This window comes from Aeromonas sp. RU39B (genome assembly GCF_900156095.1).
Taxonomy (GTDB): Bacteria; Pseudomonadota; Gammaproteobacteria; order Enterobacterales; family Aeromonadaceae; genus Aeromonas.
Window position 1 is genome coordinate 145,500 of sequence record NZ_FTMJ01000001.1, and the last position, 22,478, is coordinate 167,977.

Here is a 22,478-nt window from a genome sequence, read left to right on the forward strand (position 1 = left end):
ATGGTATAGTGGCGCCCCCTTGCGTGGCCCGAGTCGGCCCGCCCAGCCAGAGGAGTATTCCCATGTTTAACAAGCACCTGCTGGTCAGTGATCTGCTCTGCGAGCTGACCGTCGAGATGCAGCGGATTGGCCGCTGGCAAAGTGAGGCTCCCAGCGCCGAGGCGCTTTCCAGCCAGCTCCCGTTTTGCGTCGATACCTTAAGTTTCGATCAGTGGATCCAGTTCATCCTGATCCCGCGCATGCAGCAATTGGTGCTGCTTGAGGCCGAATTGCCGAGCAGTGTCTCCCTCTATCCGATGGCGACCGAGGTCTACAAAGAGGAGTTGGCCGATGTGGAGCATCTGCTGCGCCTAATTGGCCGCTTTGATCTGGTGTTGTCGGGGAAAGTGGTGGATCGATGAGTTTGACCTTGCTGTATCAGGATGACTGGTTGGTGGCGGTTAACAAGCCGTCGGGACTGCTGGTGCATCGCAGCTGGCTCGACAAGCACGAAACCCGCTTTGCCATGCAGATGACACGCGATCTGATTGGTGGACGCCATGTCTATCCGGTGCATCGCCTCGACCGCCCCACTTCCGGTGTCCTGCTGTTTGCCCTCGACCCGCAAACGGCCCGCACCCTCACCGAAGCGTTCGCCAATCGCCAGGTGCACAAAGAGTATCTGGCGCTGGTGCGTGGTTGGGTGCCGGAGCAGGGGATCATCGATTATCCGCTCAAAGAGCAGCTCGACAAGATTGCCGATGCCTTCAGCGATCCGGATCGCCCGGCCCAGGAGGCCGTGACCCATTACCGTTCACTGGCCCAAGTCGAGTTGCCTCATGCGGTCTCCAAAAAGCACCCGACCAGTCGCTACAGTCTGGTGAAGCTGCATCCAGCGACCGGTCGCAAGCATCAGCTGCGCCGCCATCTGGACCATATTTTCCACCCCATCATCGGTGATACCACCCACGGCGATGGCCGTCATAACCGCTTTTTCAAAGAGCAGTTCGGGCTCGATCGCCTGTTGCTGGTGTCACGCAGCTTAAGCTTTACCCATCCGGTGCACGGCGTGCCGATGCGTATTCAGGCGCCACTTGGGGAAGAGGTGCTGGCCCTGTTTGAACGTTTGGGTTGGCCTGCCAGCGAGAGTGACTACTAGGCACTCGGTATGCCATGCTCAAGGCTCCTCATTGCATACAGGAGCGTGTCATGGCCAAGGTCGATCTGATTGTCGGAACTGTTTATGGCGCCGCCGCACTGGTGGCCGAGCGATTGGCTGCACGCCTCGAAGCGCGCGGTCATCGCGTCACCATCAATGAAGAGGCGCGTGCCAAGCATCTTTCGCCTGAACGCTTTTTGCTGTTGGTGACCTCGACCACCGGGCAGGGCGATATTCCCGATAATCTGGCCCCGTTTGCCGACGATCTGAAAAACCGCGCCCCCTGGCTTGCGCCGCTGCAATATGCCCTGATTGCCATGGGCGACAGCGTGTATGGTGATACCTTCTGTGGCGCCGGACGAACGCTCGATACGTTGCTGCAAGAGCTCGGTGCCAAGCCCTTGCTGCCGCGCCTTGAGATTGATGCCAGCGAAGAGGATCAGCCGGAGCGCCCGGCGCTGGCCTGGCTCGATGGCTGGATTGACCGTCTCAATCCATGAGACATGCCTGTCTCTCATCCATGAGACATGCCCGTCTCTAATCCATGAGTCGTGTCCGCTTCTTACCAGAGGTGGGCACGCTGCTCTGGCGGCAGATAGAGCTTGGCGCCGGGTTGCACGGCAAAGGCGTCATAAAACTCGGCAAATTGCGTGACGATGGCGTTGACCCGCAAGATAGCCGGCGCAGGTGGCTGGCTGCTTGCGTTATCGGCCTCGGGTTGCTGCCACAACCTCGCCCATCCCAGAAAAAAGCGCTGCTCGGCGCTGTAACCCTCAATCGGCGCAGCCTCTTCGCCATGCAGTGAGTCGTGATAGGCGCGTAGCGCCAGCGTCACCCCGACCAGATCGGCGACGAGCGCCTCACCAAGTGCCGGGTTGCCTGCCGCGACGCGGGTCGCCAGAGCTTCGCTCAGCGCAGCATAATCTCGCAGCTCTTTACTACTTAACGGCGCTCCTGCTGTGCCATCGGCCGCGACGCGCGCACCTTGCTCATCAAAGGCGTGGCTCATCTCATGGCCAATCAGCGCCCCGATGGCACCGTAGTTGATGGCCTCGTCGGCATTGGGGTCAAAGAAGGGGGGTTGCAAGAGGGCGGCGGGTAACACCAGATCGTTGTGGCTGCGGCGGTAAAACCCGTTGACTGTCTGCGGCGTGACAGGCCAGCTCGAGAGTGCTGCGTTTGATGTAAGACTGGCCAGCTGGCGGCGATAATCCCACGCTTTGATGCGCAGTAGATTGCCGACCAGATCGTCCGGTTCAAGGCGTAGTGTGGATGTATCGGGCCAGGCGTCGGGATAGCCAATCTTGAACGCCATTTGCGCCAGTTTGGTTTGCGCCTGTTTTTTGCTTGCCGGGCTCATCCAGCTGGCATCATTCAGCGCCTTGGCGTAGGCGCGGCGCAGCCCCTCGGCGATACGGGTCACCCGCGCCTTGGCGTCATTTGCAAAGAAGCGGGTTACATAGCGCTGACCAAGCTGGTTGCCAAGATAGTGATGGACCAGCCCCAGCGCCTGCTCGCGCTGAGCAAGGGGCGCGGCACCGACGAGAGCTGCGCTCGCGCTATCAAGATAGGGTGCCCAGTCGACCATCAACTGCCAGCGCAGGTATGCCTGCCAATCGGGCAGTGGCGTGGCTTGCAGCAGTGCACCCAGCCCAGCCAGATAGTCGCTGGGTGCAAACAGAGTCGGTTGCCCGGCAAGGCCAGCACTATCGAGCCAACTTCTCCAGTCAAAGGTGGGATACAGCGCGATGAGCGAGCGGGGGTCGAGCTGTTGATAGGCGCCGCGCTGCTCGGCAAGCGCCCGTAATTTTCCGTTGAGCGCCACGACGCGGGGCGCCAGTTTGCTGGCATCGGCCGGCTTGATACCGCTTCGAACCAGCAAGGCAAAAACGCTCTGCGGCTCGGGGGAGACGGTACTCACTGCGGGTGTGATGGTCAGCGCAGGCTGGTGCCCATGAAGTGGCACTGCGCCAATCCAGATAGCCAGCGGTGAGTGTTCGCTGGTTTGTGCCAGCTGCGCCATGGCCTGCGCCAGTGTGGTGGCATCTTGGATGTTGTCGATATCACGCAGCAGGGGGGTGATCGGTGCGATGCCCACTCGCTCGCGGGTGGCGCTGTCGATGGCACTGGCGTAGAGATCTGCGATTTGCTGCGCGGCGCTTGCGGTTGGCCCACGGCGTTGCACCGCATCAGTCACCACCGCCTCGAGTTCGGCGCGGGTTTTAGCCTGCAGCGCATCCACCGGGCTTGGCAGCTGACGGGCCAGCGCATGGCCATTGGCATAGTGATAAAAGTCATCGCCGGGGAGCACTTGGCTGGGGCGATCAGCGGTGGGCAGACCGCTGGTAAGGTGAGGCTCGGAGGGTTTGGTGCAGCCCCCCAGCGCGGCCAACAGCACCAGCAGTACCTTGCTTCTTGTGTTTGCCATGGACTCCCCTGTCAGCGGCGGCTATCAAGCGTGATAAATTACTGTAGCAGCACGGTTTTGCCTTGATAAGCCACGCGCTGCGCTCTAACCCAGGTGGATGGCAGTGCTATGATGATGCCTTGCTCCCGCCGGGAGATCTTGCCACCAGACCCTAAATAGCCATGAACCATGCTCTGACCGCTGCCCGACACGCTCTTGCTACCCAGCTTGCCGCTTATCCCGGCCAGGCGCCGCTGCGGCTGGCATTAAGTGGCGGACTCGATTCCTGCTTGCTGCTGCATCTACTGGCTGCCGAGCCCGATTGGCGCGATCGGCTGCAGGCGATTCATGTGCATCATGGCTTGAGTGCTCATGCCGACCAGTGGCTGGCGTTTTGCCGCGAACGCTGCGCAGGTTTGGGCGTGACCTTTGTGGCCGAGCGGGTGCAACTTTCCCCCGGCAATGGCGAGAGCCTGGAGGCGCAGGCGCGTACGGCGCGTTATCAGGCGCTAGCCAAGCATCTGCCACCCGATGGATTGCTGCTCACCGCCCATCACGGTGACGATCAGCTGGAGACGCTGTTGCTGGCGTTAAAACGCGGTAGCGGCGTGCGCGGCCTTGGCGCGATGCGCCCATCCCAGCCGTTTGCCGGCGGGCAACTGCTGCGCCCCTGGCTCGCGCTGGCACGGGAGCAGTTACTTGAGGCGGCGCAGGCACTGGGTATGGATTGGGTCGAGGATGAGAGCAATCAGGACGATCGCTTTGATCGCAACTTCCTGCGTTTGCATCTGTTGCCGCTCCTGCGTGAGCGCTGGCCTGCGATGGTGACGACGGCGGCCCGCAGTGCTGAGCTCTGCGCCGAGAGCTCTGATTTACTCGATGAGCTGGCCGAGCAGGACGCAGCCGGTGTGATGGTGTCAGGTCAGCTGCTGATTGCGCCGCTCGAGCAGCTCAATGCGCCGCGACGGGCCAATGTGATCCGTTTTTGGCTACGAAGCCTGGGGGCGGCCACCTTATCCCGTGAGCAGTTACAGCGGTTGTGGCAGGAGGTTGCCTTGGCACGGACCGATGCTGAGCCGCAGTTTTGCTGGGAGCAGTGGTGCGCCCGGCGCTATCAGGGGCGATTGGTGGTACTGCCACAAGCGGCGCTGCACATGCCTGCTCCTGACTGGCAAGGGATGCTCAATGGTGACAACTGGTTGACGCTGCCGGCGGGATTGGGCCGGCTGCGGGTGCTGCCCAACCCGCAGGGGGCGCTGCGCGCACCCAGGTCAGGAGAGAAGCTCTCGATTCGCTTTAGTGTGGAAGATGGCAGCAGGCTGCACCCGGTGGGACGAGCCGGCAGCCGGCGGCTTAAAAAGCTGTGGCAGGAATACGCCATCGCCCCGTGGCTGCGCGGCAGCATTCCGATTCTCTATTACAACGAGACACCGGCCGCGGTGCTCGGGGTCTTTGTCTGTGCTGGGTTTGCCGCCGAGGCGGACGAGGCGCGCCTTGGTTGGCAGTGGCAGCGCGCCTAGCGGCGCTGCTGCTTGTGCAGATAGAGATCGGCGTCGGCCAGCTCATAGAGCTGATGCACGTTCATCCCCGATTTCCAGCTGGCAGCCCCGAGACTGCAACCCACCGAGAAGGTGGAGAGCTCGCGATGGAGCTTGAGCTGTTCATCCAGACGATGCCAGACCGGTTGCCAGGCGTGAGACTCTGCCGGCTGCAAGATCAAGGCAAACTCATCCCCACCCAGCCGAAACGCCTGATCCGAGGTACGAATCACATCGCGCAAGAGATGGGCAAAGCGGCTGAGCACCATGTCTCCGGCCGGATGGCCCCAGGTGTCGTTGATCTGTTTGAAGTGATCGAGATCGAGCAGTACCAGCACCAGACCACTGGCCTCCCGGCAATTTTGCTCAACCGCCCGGCCGATGGACTCATCGAAATGAGCCCGGTTACCCAGCCCGGTCAGATAATCGAGGCGCACCTGCTGTTGCAGTTGTTCAACCCGCAGCATCAGGCGCAGCGGCAAGGCCAGCAGGTGGTGATATTGCTGCAGCAGGCGCAGTTGGCTGCCGCCAAGCGGCTGCTCGAAGCCATAGTGCAACACCCCCAAACGCATGGTCTGTGCCCGGATCTCGGCACTGTGGTGGTGGGGCGCACCTTCACCGCTTAACAGGTTGTAACTCTGGTTGCCTTCAAAGCGCAGCGAGCGGATCCGGACGATCCTTGCCACCTGACTGGCAAAGGTTGCCAGTAGTTCGTCAAGGCTTTGCTGGGCCAGCAGTTGGTCGAGCAGCAGCAAACGCTCGGTGTCGGGCAGCGGCGTCAGGCGCTCGGCCTGTCTGACCCACTGCTCGATCCCTTGGCTCCACATTCCCATGGCTGTATTGTCCACAGAGTACTCCTTGACGGCATTGCTATGACTTCCCTGTGTCATTGCAAAGCTCATGCCGGAAAGTGAACACGCTTCGTCCGTTTCCCCTGACTAGACTTAAGCCAATCATTCGGGAGGAAAAACGTGCACAGTGACCTGCTTATCCTGCTGCTGCTGGCGGTGCTGCTGGTGGCGGTTTTCCGCCGTTTGAAGCTGCCGGTGATCCTGGCTTACCTGCTGGTGGGCGTGTTAATGGGTCCATATGGCATCGCCTTGATCCCGTCCGGTGATGTGATGCACACCCTGGCCGAGCTTGGTGTGGTCTTTTTGATGTTCTCCCTCGGGTTGGAGTTCTCGCTGCCGCGCCTGTTTGCCATGCGCAGGCTAGTGGTAGGGGTTGGTGGGCTACAAGTCTTGTTGACTACCGGGGTCTGCGTGCTGGTGCTCTCCTCCTGGTCGTTTTCCTTACCGCAGGCGCTGGTGGTCGGTGGTACGCTGGCCATGTCCTCGACGGCGGTGGTCATCAAGCAACTGGGCGAGCTCAACCAACTGCATACCGCCCGCGCCCAGATCGGGGTGAGCGTGCTGTTATTGCAAGATCTGGCGGTGATCCCTTTGCTGGTGATGATTCCGATCCTGGCAGAGCCCAGCGTGCAGGGCTGGGCGCTGGTATCGGTGGTGCTGCTGGCTTGTGGCAAAGGAGTGTTGGCGCTGGCCGGTTTGTTGGCCGTGGGCAAATGGTTGCTGCCTTACCTGTTTTTTGAGGTGGCCAAGGCGCGCTCGGATGAGCTGTTTGTGATGACCACGCTGACGGTGGCGCTGCTCGCCGCCTGGGTGACCCAATGGTTGGGACTGTCGATGGCGCTGGGGGCCTTTTTAGCCGGCATGATGCTGGGTGAATCTCACTACCGACACCAGCTGGAAGTGGATATCCGCCCGTTTCGCGACATGTTGATGGGACTGTTTTTTGTCACCGTCGGCATGGGGCTGGATTGGCAACTGGTGGCACGGCACTGGGCCTGGGTGAGCCTGGCGGTGCTGTCGCTGATCCTGTGCAAGGCGGTGCTGGTGATGCTGGCCGGTCAACTAATGGGGGAGCGTAAACGCGACAGTCTCGCGGCCGGCATCATGCTCAGTCAGATGGGGGAGTTTGGCTTTGTGCTGCTGGCCCTGGCTGCCAAGCATGGTTTGCTCGACAGTCGGGAAGCATCATTGCTGGTTGGTTGCGGGGTACTGTCGATTGCCGTTACCCCCTGGCTGGTCAATCAGTCGCAGACCTGGGCGGCGTCACTGACCCGTTCCCGCTTGTTATCACAATCCGAGGTCGCCCAGTCGGGCCTTGGAAAATGTGACCATGTCATCATCGCCGGTTTTGGCCGTACCGGTCAGACCTGCGCCCGGTTTCTGACCCTCGAAGGGTTGCCGTTTCTGGCGCTTGACCTTGATCCTGAACGGGTCAGTGAGGCCAAGCTGGCGGGTGAGCAGGTGTCGTTTGGTGATGCGTCCCGGCGCGAGATTTTGCTGGCGGCTGGTTTGTCACGGGCACGCATGCTGATCATCACCTTTGATGATCCCAGACGCATCGAGGCCATCTTAGCGCTGGTGCGTGAGTTGGCGCCCGCGGTACGCATTCTGGTGCGTACCCGTGATGATACGCATCTCGAAACCTATCGCAGTGGCGGAGCCCATGAGGTGATCCCCGAATCCCAGGAAGGGGCGCTGATGCTGGTGTCTCAGGTGTTGGCTCATTGCGGGATCCCGATTGGCCGCATTATCCGGCGTATGGAGCAGGAGCGACGTAGCCAATACCGATTCTTGCATGGGTTTTATTGGGGTGATCAAAGTGGCTCGGCGCCTGGGGATGACAGGGTGCTCGAGCGGTTGCACCCGGTGTTGTTAACGGCGCAGGCCTGGGCCGTCGGCAAGCAGATTGATCAGCTGGGTCTGGCCATCGCCATCAAGACGATTCAGCGCGCGGATATCACGCTGGAGCCCGCAGCGGGGATTGTCCTGCAAGAGGGGGATAGAGTGGTGCTGTTTGGCCACAACATTGCCATTGATGAGGCCGAGCAGCGCCTGCTGCTTGGCCTGTGACGCACTCGTTACTTGCCGTTTCCCAACCCCAGAAATGTCTGGATGCGCTCGCGCTCTGCCATCGCATCCTGGTATCCCAGCGCAATCAGTGCCTGACAGTAGCCCGGCACAAACATCAGAAAGCTGGCGAGCGTGCTGGCGTGATCCCCCCTAACCCCGAGTACGCGCAGCAAGCGGCGCACCTTGACCGGCAACCGGCTGAGGAAGGGAAGTGCCAGCTCGTCCAGATCCTGGCTGGGCTTGAGCACGCAGCTTTGCACCGCTTTGAGGTTGAGATGGCGCCGCTCGCGCTCGGGGATCAGTGACAGCGTTTTGTTGATGCGCGACAGTCGCTCCAGATCGGAGTTGAGCGTATCGGTAAAAACGGTGTTGAGCAGGTGGCTGGCAATGTCCGAGGTGGTCAGCGCCTCGCGCAGACGGGTTTCATGGCGCGGTGATTCGAGAGTGATCACCAGCAAGTGCTCGGCACCTAAATGGATGGCCGGGCTGAGTGGGCTGAGCTGATGAATCGAGCCATCGCCGTAGTAATGGCCCTCGATCCCGATGGGTGGAAAGATAAAGGGCAGGGCCGCCGAGGCGAGCAGGTGATCGGTGCCAATGGTGGTGCTGATCCCGTGGCGGCGGGCGCGCTCCCAGGCGTGGTGAGCGGGGCGTCCTTGAAAGAAGGTGGTGGAGAGGCCGTTGATGTAGTCCGATGCCGTGATGGCCAGTGCTTCCAGACTGCCGTACATCAGGTTTTCGTCAATCTTGCGATAGTCGATGAGCTCATCGAGTAACTGGCGCAGCGGCTCTTGGGAAAACAGGTTGAAGGCCGGGTTGGGGATGGGGCGGATAAGGCCGGCCGATCCCTCGACCAACAGACGGCGTACCAGTTTGCCGGGATAGAAGCTGAAGATATGGTCGGTATCAAAGCGGCGCCACACCCACTCCAGTTTGCGTACTCCAAGCAGAAAGCGCGATGCATAGCAGGCCAGTGCCGTGACATTGATGGCGCCGGCCGAGGTACCACAGAGAATCGGAAACGGGATAGGGGTGTCGCGGGGATAAAATTCGGCAATCGCCTTGAGAGCGCCGACCTGGTAGGCGGCGCGGGCGCCACCTCCGGTCAACAGCAGCGCGGTATTGGGTCTCGACATACTGCGTATCCTTGAGAAGGAATGCCAACCTGTATGCCGTTAACTATAAGCCAGCGTGCGCCATCGTGGTGTGACTTCCGTTGCCCGATTGAATCATGGTGGCCAGTGAACGAGCCGCCTCTTTCAGTGCATCACAGGCCAGGATACGACCATGCCCTTCGCCTTGAGTGGTCAGCAGGGTCACCTCTGGCAGGCGGGCGGCCTTCTGGGAATCGGCATAAGGGGCAAAGCGGTCCTGATTATCGTGGACGATCAACACCGGTTTCACCCGCCCTGCCAGTGCTTGCAAGGGGTCGACATCGGCCAGTCGCATCCGGTATTGCTGTTCAATCTCGCCCACCACCTCGCTAAACAGCGGCATGGAGTAACCCGAGCGGCGCACCATGCCATAGAGTTGCGGCACATAATCGAGAACCGGCGCCACCAGTAGCAGCGGGCAGTGCTGCAGCGACGGGTGCGGTGTCGAGAGCAATACCGCGGCGCCCATGCTGTGGGCGGTGACCGCGACTGGCGCCGGCAGGGTGTCGAGCAGTGTTTCCAGCGCGCGCACAAAACGGGGCAGGTGACCATGATGGCCGCTGCTCTGGCCATGCGCCGGATGATCATAGGCAAGCGCCGTAAAGCCGGCTGCGGCAATCTCTTGCATCAGGGGAAACAGCTGGCGGCTGCTGCCTGACCAGCCGTGCATCAGTAGCCACAGTGGTCCGTCGCCGAGGCGGTAGGTCATCAGGCTGCCCTCGGCCGTCGCCACGTTTTGCTGCACCAGACCGGCTGGTGGCTCGTTGCTACGCTGATCACGCTGAGGCGTCAGCAGCAGATCGCGCGCCAGCTTGCGGGCATGACGCGGGGCCAGCCGGTGATGCAGGGTCGTGCTCATGCCGGTCAGCCAGCGCTTGAATGAGAAGCGGCCAGCGGTGTTGAAGTAGATCTTGCTGCTCATGGCACATCCTTTTAGCACGTTCGTGCTTTTTTATCGGTTTTAAAAAAATCAGTGGCGCCAACTTGCCAACAACGCCTCGACCTCGGGCCAGAAACGCTGGTCGGGATGCTGGCTTAATCCCAGATCGCCAAACACCTGCTCGCCAAGATAGAGGCTGTAGAGGCGATAGACGGCTTGCCACGGATCCAGCTCAGGTCGCCAGGCGCCCTGCTCGATGCCCTGATGTATCTGGCGCTGCAGATAGGTGAGCCAGTCGTGCACAAAGTGACGGGCTCCCTGCTGGACCGCGCCATTTTGCGGCGAGGTCCAGGCGTCGAGAAACATGCAGCGCCCGCTGAAATCCTGATTCCAGGCCAGCCAAGCGCGCAGCAGCGCCCGCAGTTTATCAGCTTGATTCTCATGAGTCTCTTGCCGCACCGGGGTGATGACCCGCTCGCGAAAGACCTCTGCGGCGTATTCGAGCACCGCCAGTTGCAGATTGTCCCGCGAGCGAAAATGGCCAAACAGACCGCTTTTTGACAGCGCACAGCGCTGCGCCAAATCGCCAATAGTCAGGCTTTCGAGCCCGAACTGGCTGGCTTGGGCAAAGGCTTCCCGCAGGATCGCCTCGCGAGTGGTCTGGGCTTTGCTCATGATAAACGTGGGAGTAGGCGTAAGGCTCTCAGAATACGGCACGCTCGTGCTTTTTGTCGAGCGATCATCCCAACGCCCGTGAGTATTAAGTAGGGGGTAACTCCAACTGTTGCAGGGCAATCACCGCCTGAGTGCGGTTTTTCACCCCCAGTTTGCGGAAAATTGCGGTGATATGCGCCTTGATGGTCGCTTCCGAGACATTGAGCTCCCAGGCAATCTGCTTGTTGAGGCTGCCATCGCGCAGCATCAACAGTACCTTGTATTGCTGCGGGGTAAGGCTGCCAAGACGGGTGGCAAGATCGTCCCCTGACTCGTCATCGGCGGGAAGATCGGCTGGCAGCCAGGTATCACCCTGCAGCACGCAAGAGAGCGCCTCCACCAGCGTTTTCATCGGCGCTGATTTGGGAATAAACCCGAGCGCGCCTAAACGCATCACCTGATGGATGATGGCCGGATCTTCGCTGGCCGAGACCACTACCACCGGCAGTTCAGGGTATTGACCGCGCAGATGTGCGACCCCTTCCAGCCCGTTGGCACCCGGCATTTTCAGATCGAGCAGCAGCAGATCAACTTCCTGATGGCTGGCGAGCAGCGTCAGCAGTGAAGCGATTGAGTCGGCTTCCAGCAGGGTGGCTTCGCTCATGGCAAGGTGCACCGCCTGATAGAGGGCGCCACGAAAAAGGGGGTGGTCATCAGCGATGACGATGGTGAAGGTGCTGTCCATAGGCATTTGTTAACACTCTGTTTTCACCAGAAGCTAACACCGGGGTCAGATGGGGTCAAATGACCGTGCCCAGAAATGTGAAGTGCCAGAAACGACGAACCCCCGGCCTTAGCCGAGGGTTCTGAATGATGGTGGAGGGAGAAGGATTCGAACCTTCGAAGGCAGAGCCGTCAGATTTACAGTCTGATCCCTTTGGCCGCTCGGGAACCCCTCCACGGGGTATGTAGGAAAATGGTGGAGGGAGAAGGATTCGAACCTTCGAAGGCAGAGCCGTCAGATTTACAGTCTGATCCCTTTGGCCGCTCGGGAACCCCTCCACGGGAATTCCTACTTTTTGCACTTGATGATGGTGGAGGGAGAAGGATTCGAACCTTCGAAGGCAGAGCCGTCAGATTTACAGTCTGATCCCTTTGGCCGCTCGGGAACCCCTCCCCAAGTGCGAGGCGCATACTACCAGAATCCGTGCGCTTGTGAACCCCGAAAACCAAAAAGAGTGAGAAAAAAGTCTGGTTGGTCGCAAAAAAGGGTTTGTTTGCTTATTTTTCAAGCTTTTCAGGGTGTTTCGTGACCGAAATCGAGGTGTGGCGTCACTGCACCCGCAGCGGTGTGGCGACCACGCGGCGTGCCTGCCAGTAGTGCTGACGCCAATAGACATTATCCAGCCGGGAGCGGATCACCCCCTTGCTGGTGGAGGCGTGGATAAATTCCCCTTCTCCGGTATAGACGCCGACATGGTACTGATTCCAGCCGGTCTTGAAGAACACTAAGTCCCCATGATGCAACTGGCTGCGCGCCACCGGCATGCCGACCTGAGCCTGGGATTCAGTGGTGCGCGGCAAAGAGAGACCCAGCACCTGCTGGTAGGCGAGTTTGGTAAACGCCGAGCAGTCGAGCCCGGCCGGGCTCGTGCCGCCCATGCGATAGGGTACGCCACGCCACTGCTGATAAAAGCCGTCAAAGGCAGTTTGCCTGACCGGATGGGGCGCGGGGGGCGGAGTACTGGAGCAGGCGGCCAGCAGTAGCAGGCAGGCGCCCGACAGCAGGTTTCGCATTCCAATCTCCCGTGGATAACAACCGTTCGAGTGTAATCAAGGAGCAAGGCAAAGAAAACCCGCTTGGCACCCTTGTTTACAGACGTATCAGCAGCGCACCGTCACGGCGCCAGCAGGTGGTGTTCCAGCCGGAGGGAAGATGAGCACACAGTAGTGCTGCACCCGGGGCCAGCTGCGTGGCCAGATGCGCCAGCGTCGCCGCATCGGGGGCGGTTTCATCACACAGACAAGCACCGGCAAACGGCACCACGCTGCGGCAGTGCAAAACCGTTGCTGCGCGCACCGGCAGGCCGGCTGCCACCGAGGTGCGCATGGCCGCGTCTAGCGTGTCGCAACAGGCGCTAACGACCATCTCTTGGGCCAACAGGGTGCGGCAGAGGTAGCCATCATCATTGCTAATCAACAGGTGGCTGTTTGCCGGCAAGCGTGCCAGCCAACGATCGAGTTCACGCATTTGGGGTGAGAATATCGTTGTCAACCCTCTGAATGGTGAAGAGGCCAAACAGGGTATCGAGCATAAAGTCGATCTCTTCTTCCAGGTTGATGTATTCCGGAAAATGCAGCCAGTTGATGATGTAGCCATCAAGCATGCAGTGCATCAGGATGGCCAATCGCTTGGGATCGGCGTGCGACGGCAACTGTCCGTGGTTGCGGGCGTTAAGCAGCGTCATCTCGAGGTCGCGGTGAAACCGGATCGATTGCTGGCGCATATGCTCGCGCAGCGCTACCCCTTCTCCCTCCAGCGATTCCACATGAAAGATCAGGCTGAACATTTGGCGGTGAGCCGGTTCTGTCACTATCTTGTGCATAACCTGATGCAAAAATATCCGCAACCTGCCGAGGGGATCCGGCTCGTCGGGATTGAGGCAGGCGTACATGTTTTCAGCCAGAGGGGCGCACAGCTCTTCCCAGAGCGACACGAACAACTCCTCTTTATTACGAAAATGCCAATAGATGGCGCCCCGGCTAAGGTCTGCAGTCTGGGCGATGTCGGTCAGGCTGGTTTTGGCCAGCCCATGCCGGCAGAACAGATCGAGGGCAGTCGCCATGATATGGCTGCGTGTCTGCTCGGCTTCTTCCTTTGTACGACGGACCATGGTGAGAGAGGACTCCTAGCACTTACAGGCTGTTACGTAAAAAATTTGATAAACCAACTTACATACATACATGAACGTTTGTATATTACTGCACTCGTGCACAATTACCAACCATGGCACAGGGCGATGGTTGCTTCTTCAAATCAGTCAGGTAGACAGAGGCGTAGATCCTTCATGCATAAACATATTATCGCGCGTGCAATCCTCCTTGCCGTGATGGCGGGCGGAGCGCTGACCGGTTGTGGTGAACAGCAGGGCACTCCCCAGCAGGGGCAGATGCCGCCGGCAGCGGTGGATGTGGTAACCCTCAAAACCAGCTCCATCCAGATCACCAGTGAGCTCAGTGGCCGCACCAGCGCCCGGCGGGTAGCGGAAGTGCGTCCTCAGGTGGGCGGGATTGTGATCAAGCGCCTGTTCACCGAAGGCAGCGAGGTCAAGGCCGGCCAACTGCTCTATCAGATTGACCCGGCCACTTACGAAGCCACGGTCGCCAGTGCTGAAGCCACGTTGGCCAAGGCTAAAGCCACCGAGCAGAGCGCCCGCCTCAAGGCCGAGCGTTACAGCGAGCTGGTCAAGGCCCGTGCCATCAGCCAGCAGGACTATGACGATGCAGACGCCAGCTGGAAGCAGGCCGTTGCCGACATTGCCTCTGCGCAGGCGACGCTCAAGAGCGCCCGCATCAATCTGGCTTATACCCGAATCACTGCGCCCATCTCTGGTCGCATCGGTAAGTCGAGCATCACCGAAGGGGCACTGGTCACTGCATCGCAAACCACTGCGCTGGCGACTATCCAGCAGCTTGATCCCATGTATGTGGACGTGACCCAATCCACGACCCAATTGCTGCAACTCAAACAGCAGCTTGCCAGCGGCAAACTCAGCGTTAGCAAGAGCGTTCCGGTTGATGTCACCTTAGAAGATGGCACGGCCTATCCGCAAAAAGGCTCCCTGCAGTTCTCTGACGTGACCGTGGATGAAACCACCGGCTCAGTCACCCTGCGCGCGCTGGTGCCGAACCCGGATCGCCTGCTGTTGCCGGGGATGTTTGTGCGTACCACCATCGCTGAAGGTGAGCGCAGCAATGGTCTGCTGGTGCCGCAAAAGGCGCTGGTGCGTACCGCCCGTGGCGGCTCGACGGTCATGGTGGTGGATGCCCAGAACAAGGTGGAAAGCCGTGACGTGGTGGTGAGCCAGTCGCAAGGTCAGGACTGGGTGGTGGAATCTGGTCTTAAGGCGGGTGAGCGCGTCGTGGTTGCCGGTCTGCAGAAGATTAAAGCCGGCGCGGCAGTGAATCCCCATGATGTGACCGACGGCAGTGCACAGCAGGGCAAGGAGTAATTCCTGATGGCAAGATTTTTTATTGACCGACCGATTTTTGCGTGGGTCATTGCTTTGATGATTATGTTGGGCGGTCTGCTCTCCATTAATCGTCTGGCTATCGAACAGTACCCAACCATTGCGCCGCCGGCGGTTGCCATCTCGGCAACCTACCCGGGCGCCTCGGCTGAAACCGTGGAAAGTTCAGTGACCCAGATCATTGAGCAGAACATGACCGGCCTGGATAACCTGCTCTATATGTCCTCCCAGAGTGACTCGTCGGGACGGGTGTCGATCACCATCACCTTCCAGCCGGGCACTGACCCGGATATCGCTCAGGTGCAGGTGCAGAACAAGCTGCAGCAAGCCACCACCATGTTGCCCGACACCGTGCAGCAGCAAGGCATCAAGGTGCAGAAAACCACCAGTAGCTTCCTGATGGTGGCAGGCTTCATCTCGACCGATGGCAGCATGGACAGCCACGACTTGGCTGACTATGTGGTCTCCAACATCCAGGACCCGATCAGCCGGGTTGATGGTGTCGGCGAGATGCAGGTGTTCGGTAGCCAGTACGCCATGCGCATCTGGCTCGACCCGAACAAGCTCAACAGTTTCAGCCTGACCCCGAGCGATATCAAGAGTGCCATCACAGCGCAAAACGCCCAGGTTGCCTTTGGTAGCCTCGGGGCCAACCCGGCTGTGGATGGTCAGCAGTTTACTGCCACCATCAAGGGTCAGAGCCGCCTGACCTCGCCGCAGGAGTTTGGTCAGATCCTGCTTAAGGTCAAGCAGGATGGCTCCAAGGTTCGCTTAAGCGATGTGGCCCGTATCGAGCTCAATGGTGAAAGCTTCGCCGCGAATGCCCGTTACAATGGTCAGGCTACAGCGGCGTTTGCCATCAAGCTGGCCACCGGCGCCAACGCGCTGGACACAGCCGCCAAGGTCAAAGCCAAGATTACCGAGATGGAACCCTATTTCCCGAGCGGCATGAAGACGGTTTATCCGTATGACACCACGCCGTTTGTGAAGATCTCCATCGAGGAGGTGGTACAGACCCTGATCGAAGCGATCGTGCTGGTCTTCTTCGTCATGTACCTGTTCTTGCAGAACTTCCGCGCCACCTTGATCCCCACGATCGCGGTGCCGGTGGTGCTGCTGGGTACCTTCGGGGTGATGGCGGCGTTTGGTTTTACCATCAACACTCTGACCATGTTCGGTCTGGTGCTGGCGATAGGTTTGTTGGTGGACGATGCCATCGTGGTGGTGGAGAACGTCGAGCGTCTGATGAGCGAAGAGGATCTCTCGCCGCTCGAAGCGACGCGTAAATCGATGGACCAGATCACCGGTGCCCTGGTGGGGATTGCGCTGGTCCTGTCGGCGGTGTTCATTCCGATGGCCTTCTTCGGTGGTTCGACCGGCGCCATCTATCGTCAGTTCTCAATCACCATCGTATCGGCCATGGTGCTGTCGGTGCTGGTTGCGCTGATCTTGACGCCGGCCCTGTGCGCCACTTTGCTCAAGCCGGTGGCACATGGGGAATTTGGGGCGCAGAAGGGCTTCTTCGGTTGGTTCAACCGCATGTTCGACAGCAGTGCCAACAGCTATCAGAACAGTGTCAGCAAGGTGGTGCGTCAGGGTGTGCGCTTTGGCGTTCTCTACGCCATCCTGCTGGCGGTGCTGGGTACCCTGTTTATGCGTATGCCGAGCTCCTTCCTGCCGGAAGAGGACCAGGGCGTATTGATGGCCATGGTCCAACTGCCAGTCGGGGCGACTACCGAGCGCACCGAAGCCGTGCTCGACAACATGCGCAACTATTTCCAAGAGAAAGAGAAGGATAATGTTGCCTCGGTGCTGACGGTTTCCGGCTTCAGTTTCGCCGGTAGTGGTCAGCATACCGGTATGGCCTTTATCAAGCTCAAGGATTGGAGTGAGCGTGATTCGGCCGACCGCAGTGCTAATGCCATCATCGGCCGTGCCATGGGCTATCTGATGAGCATCAAGGAAGCCCAAGTGTTTGCCTTTAACCTGCCGGCCATTCCTTCGCTCGGTACGGCCACCGGTTTTGACTTCTATCTGCAAGACCGTGGTGGCTTGGGTCATGAAAAGCTGATGCAGGCGCGTAACCAACTGCTCGGCATGGCGGCGCAAAACCCCAATCTGGTTCGGGTTCGTCCGAACGGGATGGAAGATACGCCGCAGTTTGAAGTGAAGATCGATTATGACAAGGCGCTGGCGCAAGGGCTGTCGATCAGTGACATCACCAACACGCTGGGGATTGCCTGGGGGGCCTCTTACATCGATGACTTCGTCGATCGTAACCGGGTGAAGAAGGTCTATCTGCAGGCCGATGCGCCGTTTCGCATGAAGCCTGAAGATCTCAACCTCTGGTATGTGCGTAATGACAGCGACCTGATGGTGCCCTTCTCGGCTTTTGCCAAGACCGACTGGAGCTTTGGCTCGCCGCGTCTGGAGCGCTATAACGGTGTTCCAGCGATGGAGATCGTCGGTGAAGCCGCGCCAGGCAAGAGTACCGGTGAAGCCATGGCTGCCATCGAAGAGATCGTCAAGCAGTTGCCGCAAGGGATTAGCATCGAGTGGACTGGTCTCTCCTTGCAGGAGCGGCAGGCTGGCTCGCAGGCGCCGGCGCTCTACGCCATCTCGCTGCTGGTCGTGTTCCTGTCTCTGGCCGCGCTTTATGAGAGCTGGAGCGTACCCTTCTCGGTCATGCTGGTGGTGCCGCTCGGGGTACTGGGTGCCATCGTGGCGGCTACCCTGCGTGGACTTGAGAACGACGTCTACTTCCAGGTGGGTCTGCTGACCACCATAGGTCTGTCGGCCAAGAACGCGATTCTTATCGTGGAGTTTGCCAAAGAGCTGTATGACAAGCACGGCAAGAGTCTGACCGAGTCGGTGGTTGAGGCAGCGCGCATGCGCCTGCGTCCAATCCTGATGACCTCGCTCGCCTTTATTCTGGGTGTCATGCCGCTGGCGACCAGCTCTGGCGCGGGTGCCAACAGCCGTCATGCCATCGGTACCGGTGTGATTGGCGGGATGGTGAGTGCGACTGCGTTGGCCATCTTCTTCGTGCCGCTGTTCTTTGTGCTGGTGATGCGTTATTTCACCCGCCATCGTACTGCCGCCGAGCGTTCGCGTGTTCAGGGAGACGTACATCATGACTAAGAGTCTGCTGGCCATGACCGTGGCCCTGCTTATCGGGGGCTGCTCCATGGCCCCCCATTACGACCGTCCTGAATTGCCGCAAGGGGCAGAGTGGTCGAGTAATCAGGATGCGGTGGCCCCGCGCGCCTGGAATCAGCAGTTCACCGATCCGGTGCTGCAGCGTCTTATCACCACCGCCCTTGAGAACAATCGCGATCTGCGGGTCGCGATCCTCAACGTGCAGTTGTATGAAGCGCAGTACCGCATTCAGCGGGCTGACTCGCTGCCGGCCATTACCGCTGACGGCGGTATGACCCGTCAACGCACGTCGGCGGCGTCGAGCAGCTCAGGGCAGGCCTCTATCAGTAACAGCTTCAGTGGTACGGTCGGGATCAGCAGCTACGAGCTGGATCTGTTCGGCCGCGTCGCCAGCCTGCGTGAGCAGGCATTGGAGACCTGGCTGGCAAAGGAAGAGACCCGTCGCAGCACCCATATCGCGCTGGTGGCGTCGGTGGCGGATGCCTACCTGACCCTGCTGGCTGATCGCGATTTGCTGGATCTGGCCGAATCGACCTACAAGACCGAGCAGGAAACCTTCGCACTGACCCAGAAGAAGTACGATCTGGGCGCCTCGTCCGAGATGGATCTGGCGCAAAGCCGTACCTCGCTGGAGAGTGCCCGGGTGAGTGTGGCCCAGTATCGCCGTGTGGTAGAGCAGGATCGCAATGCCCTGACCCTGCTGCTTGGCTCCGGTTGGCCGAAGGATATCTCGCTGCCGGGATCGCTGGCGAGCGTCGCACTGCCGGATGTACCGGTGGGGGCGCCCTCCAGTCTGCTGCTGCAGCGCCCGGATATTCTGGCCGCCGAGCATAGCCTCAAGGCGGCCAATGCCAATATTGGCGCGGCTCGTGCAGCCTTCTTCCCGTCCATCTCCCTGACCGCCAAGGCAGGCAGTGCCAGCACCGATCTGTCGGATCTGTTCCACGCTGGCTCGGGAACCTGGTCGTTTGCACCGCAAATCAGTCTGCCCATCTTCAATGCCGGCGAGCTGCAAGCCTCGCTGGATGTGGCGAAGATCCAGACCAATCAGGCGGTTGCGACCTACGAGAGCACTATACAGACGGCGTTCAAGGAAGTGTCGGACGGATTGATTGCGCAGAAGGAGTATGTCAATCAGCTCGATGCCCAGCAGTCGCTGGTCAAGGCTTACGAGCGTTACTTCACGCTGGCAGATCTGCGTTACAACCAGGGGGTCGACAGCTATCTGACCCGTCTGGATGCCCAGCGCTCCCTGTTCAGCGCCCGTCAGACGCTGATTTCAACGCGTCTGGCGCTGCTGCAAAACCAGGTCGCCCTCTACAAGGCGGTCGGCGGTGGCTGGCAGGAGCCGGAAGAGAAACCGGCGAAGTCGTAATTGCGTATCTCAAGGGGCCTGCGGGCCCCTTGGTTTTTGATGTGCGTTATTTTCCCTGGCGGGGATTGAGCAAAAACACCACCGCCCCGCGATACCAAGGCGAGCGGGCCAGCGCCTGCTCCCACGCCATGTCCCACTGTCCATCCTGAACCAACCCAATCCGAAACGGGCGCGTTAGTTTAAGCAGCGCCGGTAGATAGCGCTCAACGTCAGGGACGCTGTGGCGCCCCTGATAGGTCTGGATCACCAACTCATCGACCGGTAAGCGGTTTAGTACCGTCACATCCCCCTGACTGGCCCAGTCGAGCAGACCGGTAACGCTCAGGCCGCACCAGGTTGGGAGCTGTTGGCGGATCCGGGTTAAGTTGTCGGCATAGTCAGCCAGCCGGCGGGTGGCCGCATCAAAATCAATCTGAATCCCGACCCGGGGATTTCCCGCCGCGCGCCAGCGCTGGCAGAGATGGGCCAATCGAGTGTGGTGGATAGCGGTTAGCGGCAGCAGATTGACCCTGACCACCAGCCAGAGTCGATTGACCGGCAGGCGGCTGGGCTGTCGGCCCAGTGGATAGAAGCGCGGACCGGCCGGACGGGCCAGGATCTCCCCTTGCTGCAAATAGAGGGTGTCCGCCCCCGACAATACCGGCTGCGGTCGGGTGCCCGACCAGAGCCAGAATGCCTGATAGCGGCTGGCATCGACTCGGACAGGCGCATCGCCATAAGCCGGCAGCGCCAAGGCGGCGCCGAGCAGCAGTACCGCCCGGCTGAAGCGATGCATCATTACCAGTAGTAACGCAGTTTCTTCGCCCAGGGGGAGCCCGGATAACGCGATTTCAGGGTATCAAACCAGGTTTTGCGCTGGGTCTTGCTGATCTCCTGATCGTCGCAACCGTTGTAGCCAGACGGGGCATAACACATCACGGCGCGATAGAGGGCATAGCTTTTGTCTTCCGGTTCGACGCCGGGCAGCGTCATCACGGTTTGATAGAGGCGCAGGCGGCTCAGCGTGGTGGCACCTTGCTGCTCGCCGGCTAACGGATCGGCAAAGGGCGGTAGGGGCCACATACCGGCCTCTTCGGCCGCGCTGTCAATATGAGGTGCTTTCAGGCGCAGGTATTCGCCAAAGCAGTTCAGGGCATGGCCATCCTTGGGATTGGCGATGAGGTTCTTAAGAACGGGCTCGAGCCCTTCGCAGTGATAACCTGGCTGGGTGCCTTCCCCTTTCCATTGGAACTGGCCGAGGGCGATGTCGGCATCGGGTGGCAGCAACCAGGGGGTCTCGCTCGAGGGCTCTGGGTCGCGGTAATCGGCCGGAATATAGCGCAGATCGTCGAGTACGGCCTTCAGATCTCCGAGCTCGAGATCCCGCACCAGCAGGGTGTGCAGCGCGACCTGTTTTTCGACCGCGTTGGCTCCCTTGTCGCGCTGCTGGCGCAGCAGGTCACGGTAAGCGGTTTTTTTGAGCAGCAGGCTGCGCAGCCTGACCTGAGTGATTGGTGAGTCGGCGGCAAATACCTTCTCGGGCAAGCCGGCTTGCAGCCAGGCCCCTGCCAGCATCATCTCGACAAAGGCGCGCTGCTGCGGGTTATCACGGCTGGCGAGCAGTTGCTGCCAGTGCAGCGTGGCTTCTGGTAACTGGTTGCCTTGTTGGAGCGCCAGCCCCCGCAAGATCTGCAGGCTGAACCCCAGCGTATCATGTGCCTCATCACTGCTTGGGATCAGCGCCAGGACGCCCGGATAATCCTGTTTGTCAAACAGCAGCACGCTGGCATCCAGATATCGAACCATATCTGGCTGCTGTTTATCCAACAGAGCCTGACGGGCTGCCGCGAACTGTTCGTCATTCCAATCCCCGCCGCGCCACTGGTCACTGCGAAGACCGCGCAAGGCATTGAGCAAGGTCAGCGGCGCATCACCGGTCTGGTCATACGGCGGGAGTTGGTCGTTGCCAATATGGGCGCTGAGCAGGGTCTGATCGAGCTCGCTGACCAGTGCCTGCAGGGTCGGCAGATCGCTCACTTTGTCGAGCTCGCTCTGGTAGTCAGCCAGCAAGTGGGTCGTCTCTCCCGCCATCCAGTGCAGGCGGCGAAACAGCCCCTTGGTCGAGTCGGCATACTCCCCTTGCGGGTAGCGGTTGAGGTACTCCTGACCTGCGCCAAGCGCCTCGGCCAGCAGTGCTTTGTGACTCTTTCTGATATCGACAAAGCCATATTCGTCATGGGCGCCCTCCATGCTTTGGTTGAGCAGGGTGCGCAGCACCATGTACTGGGCGGTTTCGGCAATCCAGGGCTGGTTGGCTTGGGAGAGCGTGCGAAATGCGGTCAGTGCCTCGGCAAAACGGCCATCATAAAACGCGCGCGCTGCCGTCAGGTATTGCCATAGCGGTGCAGCCTGCGCTGTCGGGACGGTGGCCGGCGAGATGGCGCTTTCACCGCGTAGCAGACGCAGGCGCTCGGTGGCAAGCTCGGTGCGCTCAGCGGGGTTTAAGGCGTGATCAGCGGTCAGCACCTCGATAAAGCGCAAGGCGTTGGCCGGCTGGTTGGAGATAACCCGTCCTTCGCCGGGCTCACCGAGCGCATAGCCATCGAGCAGTGGCGGCAAGCTGGCATCCACGGCGCTTACGGCAGTGTTGAGCTTGGCCAGCGCATCATCACCCTTGCCGGGCTGCGGTACCCGCACCATGTTGAAGGGGGAGAGCAGACGTGCAGCGTGCGGATCGCCGGCTTGTTCAAAGGGTAGTGTCAGCTGCTTTTTTTCTGCCTGCAGCAGCATCAGGTTGGCGCGGGTGTCGTTGCCGCTCCAGAGGAAGGGATAGGTCGGTAGCGGGCAGTCGTCGAGCCAGAAATCGCAGCCATCGCCATCACTTGAGGCCACGCTTGGCAAGGCAAACAGGGAGAGAGAGAGGGCAATGGCCAGACGATGCAGCATGGAAACTCCCGCAATGAGCAATGGCAGCAACTAAGTGAGTGCCATTAGAGCACATTCTGCTGCGGCTGGGGATCGAA

Annotated in this window: 19 protein-coding genes and 3 tRNA genes; 8 read left to right on the top strand and 14 right to left on the bottom strand. The window is 60.1% G+C overall.

All coding sequences use genetic code 11. The features are described 5' to 3' along the window. The first annotated feature begins 62 nt into the window (after positions 1 to 62). From BW958_RS00660 to BW958_RS00670, 3 genes are read left to right on the top strand one after another with little or no spacing between them, the layout of a single operon-like run. Positions 63 to 401: a YqcC family protein gene (locus BW958_RS00660; RefSeq protein ID WP_076573379.1), complete on the top strand. Its 339-nt coding sequence runs from the start codon at positions 63 to 65 to the stop codon at positions 399 to 401. Then, complete coding sequence (gene truC / locus BW958_RS00665) at positions 398 to 1,138, top strand: tRNA pseudouridine(65) synthase TruC (RefSeq protein ID WP_076573380.1); 741 nt, start codon at positions 398 to 400, stop codon at positions 1,136 to 1,138. Before BW958_RS00660 ends, truC begins: the two co-directional genes overlap by 4 nt. Positions 1,139 to 1,188: 50 nt before the next feature. Beyond that, complete coding sequence (locus BW958_RS00670) at positions 1,189 to 1,638, top strand: flavodoxin (protein WP_076573381.1); 450 nt, start codon at positions 1,189 to 1,191, stop codon at positions 1,636 to 1,638. A 62-nt stretch (positions 1,639 to 1,700) separates the two neighbouring features. On the opposite strand, the gene BW958_RS00675 is transcribed toward BW958_RS00670, so the two are convergent. After that, positions 1,701 to 3,566, bottom strand: coding sequence for a M13-type metalloendopeptidase (locus tag BW958_RS00675; RefSeq protein ID WP_076573382.1), 1,866 nt, complete (start codon positions 3,564 to 3,566; stop codon positions 1,701 to 1,703). A 161-nt stretch (positions 3,567 to 3,727) separates the two neighbouring features. Here BW958_RS00675 and tilS point away from each other — a divergent pair, with 161 nt between their 5' ends. Continuing rightward, positions 3,728 to 5,065, top strand: coding sequence for a tRNA lysidine(34) synthetase TilS (gene tilS, locus BW958_RS00680; protein ID WP_083687202.1), 1,338 nt, complete (start codon positions 3,728 to 3,730; stop codon positions 5,063 to 5,065). Here the strand turns inward: tilS and BW958_RS00685 are convergent. Beyond that, positions 5,062 to 5,916: a GGDEF domain-containing protein gene (locus BW958_RS00685; protein ID WP_076573383.1), complete on the bottom strand. Its 855-nt coding sequence runs from the start codon at positions 5,914 to 5,916 to the stop codon at positions 5,062 to 5,064. The genes tilS and BW958_RS00685 overlap by 4 nt on opposite strands. A gap of 138 nt (positions 5,917 to 6,054) precedes the next feature. Between BW958_RS00685 and BW958_RS00690 the strand changes: the two genes are divergently transcribed. After that, complete coding sequence (locus BW958_RS00690) at positions 6,055 to 8,004, top strand: cation:proton antiporter (protein ID WP_076573384.1); 1,950 nt, start codon at positions 6,055 to 6,057, stop codon at positions 8,002 to 8,004. 8 nt (positions 8,005 to 8,012) lie between these two features. On the opposite strand, the gene BW958_RS00695 is transcribed toward BW958_RS00690, so the two are convergent. The 10 genes from BW958_RS00695 to BW958_RS00740 form a co-directional block, all read right to left on the bottom strand. Beyond that, entirely contained in the window at positions 8,013 to 9,140 is a 1,128-nt protein-coding gene (locus BW958_RS00695) for a patatin-like phospholipase family protein (protein WP_076573385.1), read from the bottom strand. A gap of 43 nt (positions 9,141 to 9,183) precedes the next feature. Further along, entirely contained in the window at positions 9,184 to 10,080 is an 897-nt protein-coding gene (locus tag BW958_RS00700) for an alpha/beta hydrolase (protein ID WP_076573386.1), read from the bottom strand. A 48-nt stretch (positions 10,081 to 10,128) separates the two neighbouring features. Continuing rightward, the gene (locus tag BW958_RS00705; protein ID WP_076573387.1) at positions 10,129 to 10,713 is read right to left on the bottom strand and encodes a TetR/AcrR family transcriptional regulator; all 585 of its coding nucleotides are present in this window, start codon (positions 10,711 to 10,713) and stop codon (positions 10,129 to 10,131) included. 85 nt (positions 10,714 to 10,798) lie between these two features. Beyond that, on the bottom strand, positions 10,799 to 11,437 hold the full coding sequence (locus tag BW958_RS00710) for a response regulator transcription factor (protein ID WP_076574061.1): 639 nt from the start codon (positions 11,435 to 11,437) through the stop codon (positions 10,799 to 10,801). Positions 11,438 to 11,566: 129 nt separating this feature from the next. After that, a tRNA-Tyr gene (locus BW958_RS00715) sits at positions 11,567 to 11,651 on the bottom strand. Between the two features lie 18 nt (positions 11,652 to 11,669). Then, positions 11,670 to 11,754: transfer RNA gene (locus BW958_RS00720), tRNA-Tyr, on the bottom strand. A 30-nt stretch (positions 11,755 to 11,784) separates the two neighbouring features. Next, a tRNA-Tyr gene (locus BW958_RS00725) sits at positions 11,785 to 11,869 on the bottom strand. 155 nt (positions 11,870 to 12,024) lie between these two features. Further along, complete coding sequence (locus BW958_RS00730; RefSeq protein WP_076573388.1) at positions 12,025 to 12,489, bottom strand: C40 family peptidase; 465 nt, start codon at positions 12,487 to 12,489, stop codon at positions 12,025 to 12,027. Positions 12,490 to 12,565: 76 nt separating this feature from the next. Further along, positions 12,566 to 12,943 (bottom strand): hypothetical protein, encoded by a 378-nt coding sequence (locus BW958_RS00735; protein ID WP_076573389.1) that lies wholly within the window; start codon positions 12,941 to 12,943, stop codon positions 12,566 to 12,568. After that, on the bottom strand, positions 12,936 to 13,586 hold the full coding sequence (locus BW958_RS00740) for a TetR family transcriptional regulator (RefSeq protein ID WP_076573390.1): 651 nt from the start codon (positions 13,584 to 13,586) through the stop codon (positions 12,936 to 12,938). Before BW958_RS00740 ends, BW958_RS00735 begins: the two co-directional genes overlap by 8 nt. Positions 13,587 to 13,760: 174 nt before the next feature. Between BW958_RS00740 and BW958_RS00745 the strand changes: the two genes are divergently transcribed. Genes BW958_RS00745 through BW958_RS00755 form a run of 3 tightly spaced genes read left to right on the top strand, consistent with a single transcriptional unit; the run spans position 13,761 to position 19,476 of the window. After that, positions 13,761 to 14,924 carry an efflux RND transporter periplasmic adaptor subunit gene (locus tag BW958_RS00745; protein ID WP_076573391.1) on the top strand — a complete coding sequence of 388 codons (1,164 nt, stop codon included), beginning with the start codon at positions 13,761 to 13,763 and terminating at the stop codon, positions 14,922 to 14,924. Between the two features lie 6 nt (positions 14,925 to 14,930). Beyond that, positions 14,931 to 18,083 carry an efflux RND transporter permease subunit gene (locus BW958_RS00750; RefSeq protein WP_076573392.1) on the top strand — a complete coding sequence of 1,051 codons (3,153 nt, stop codon included), beginning with the start codon at positions 14,931 to 14,933 and terminating at the stop codon, positions 18,081 to 18,083. Then, on the top strand, positions 18,076 to 19,476 hold the full coding sequence (locus BW958_RS00755; RefSeq protein ID WP_076573393.1) for an efflux transporter outer membrane subunit: 1,401 nt from the start codon (positions 18,076 to 18,078) through the stop codon (positions 19,474 to 19,476). Before BW958_RS00750 ends, BW958_RS00755 begins: the two co-directional genes overlap by 8 nt. A gap of 46 nt (positions 19,477 to 19,522) precedes the next feature. Here the strand turns inward: BW958_RS00755 and BW958_RS00760 are convergent, their stop codons facing one another. After that, positions 19,523 to 20,254, bottom strand: a complete 732-nt coding sequence (locus tag BW958_RS00760; protein WP_076573394.1) for a DUF3142 domain-containing protein — start codon at positions 20,252 to 20,254, stop codon at positions 19,523 to 19,525. After that, entirely contained in the window at positions 20,254 to 22,401 is a 2,148-nt protein-coding gene (locus BW958_RS00765; protein WP_076573395.1) for a PA5441 family protein, read from the bottom strand. Before BW958_RS00765 ends, BW958_RS00760 begins: the two co-directional genes overlap by 1 nt. Positions 22,402 to 22,478 lie beyond the last annotated feature (77 nt).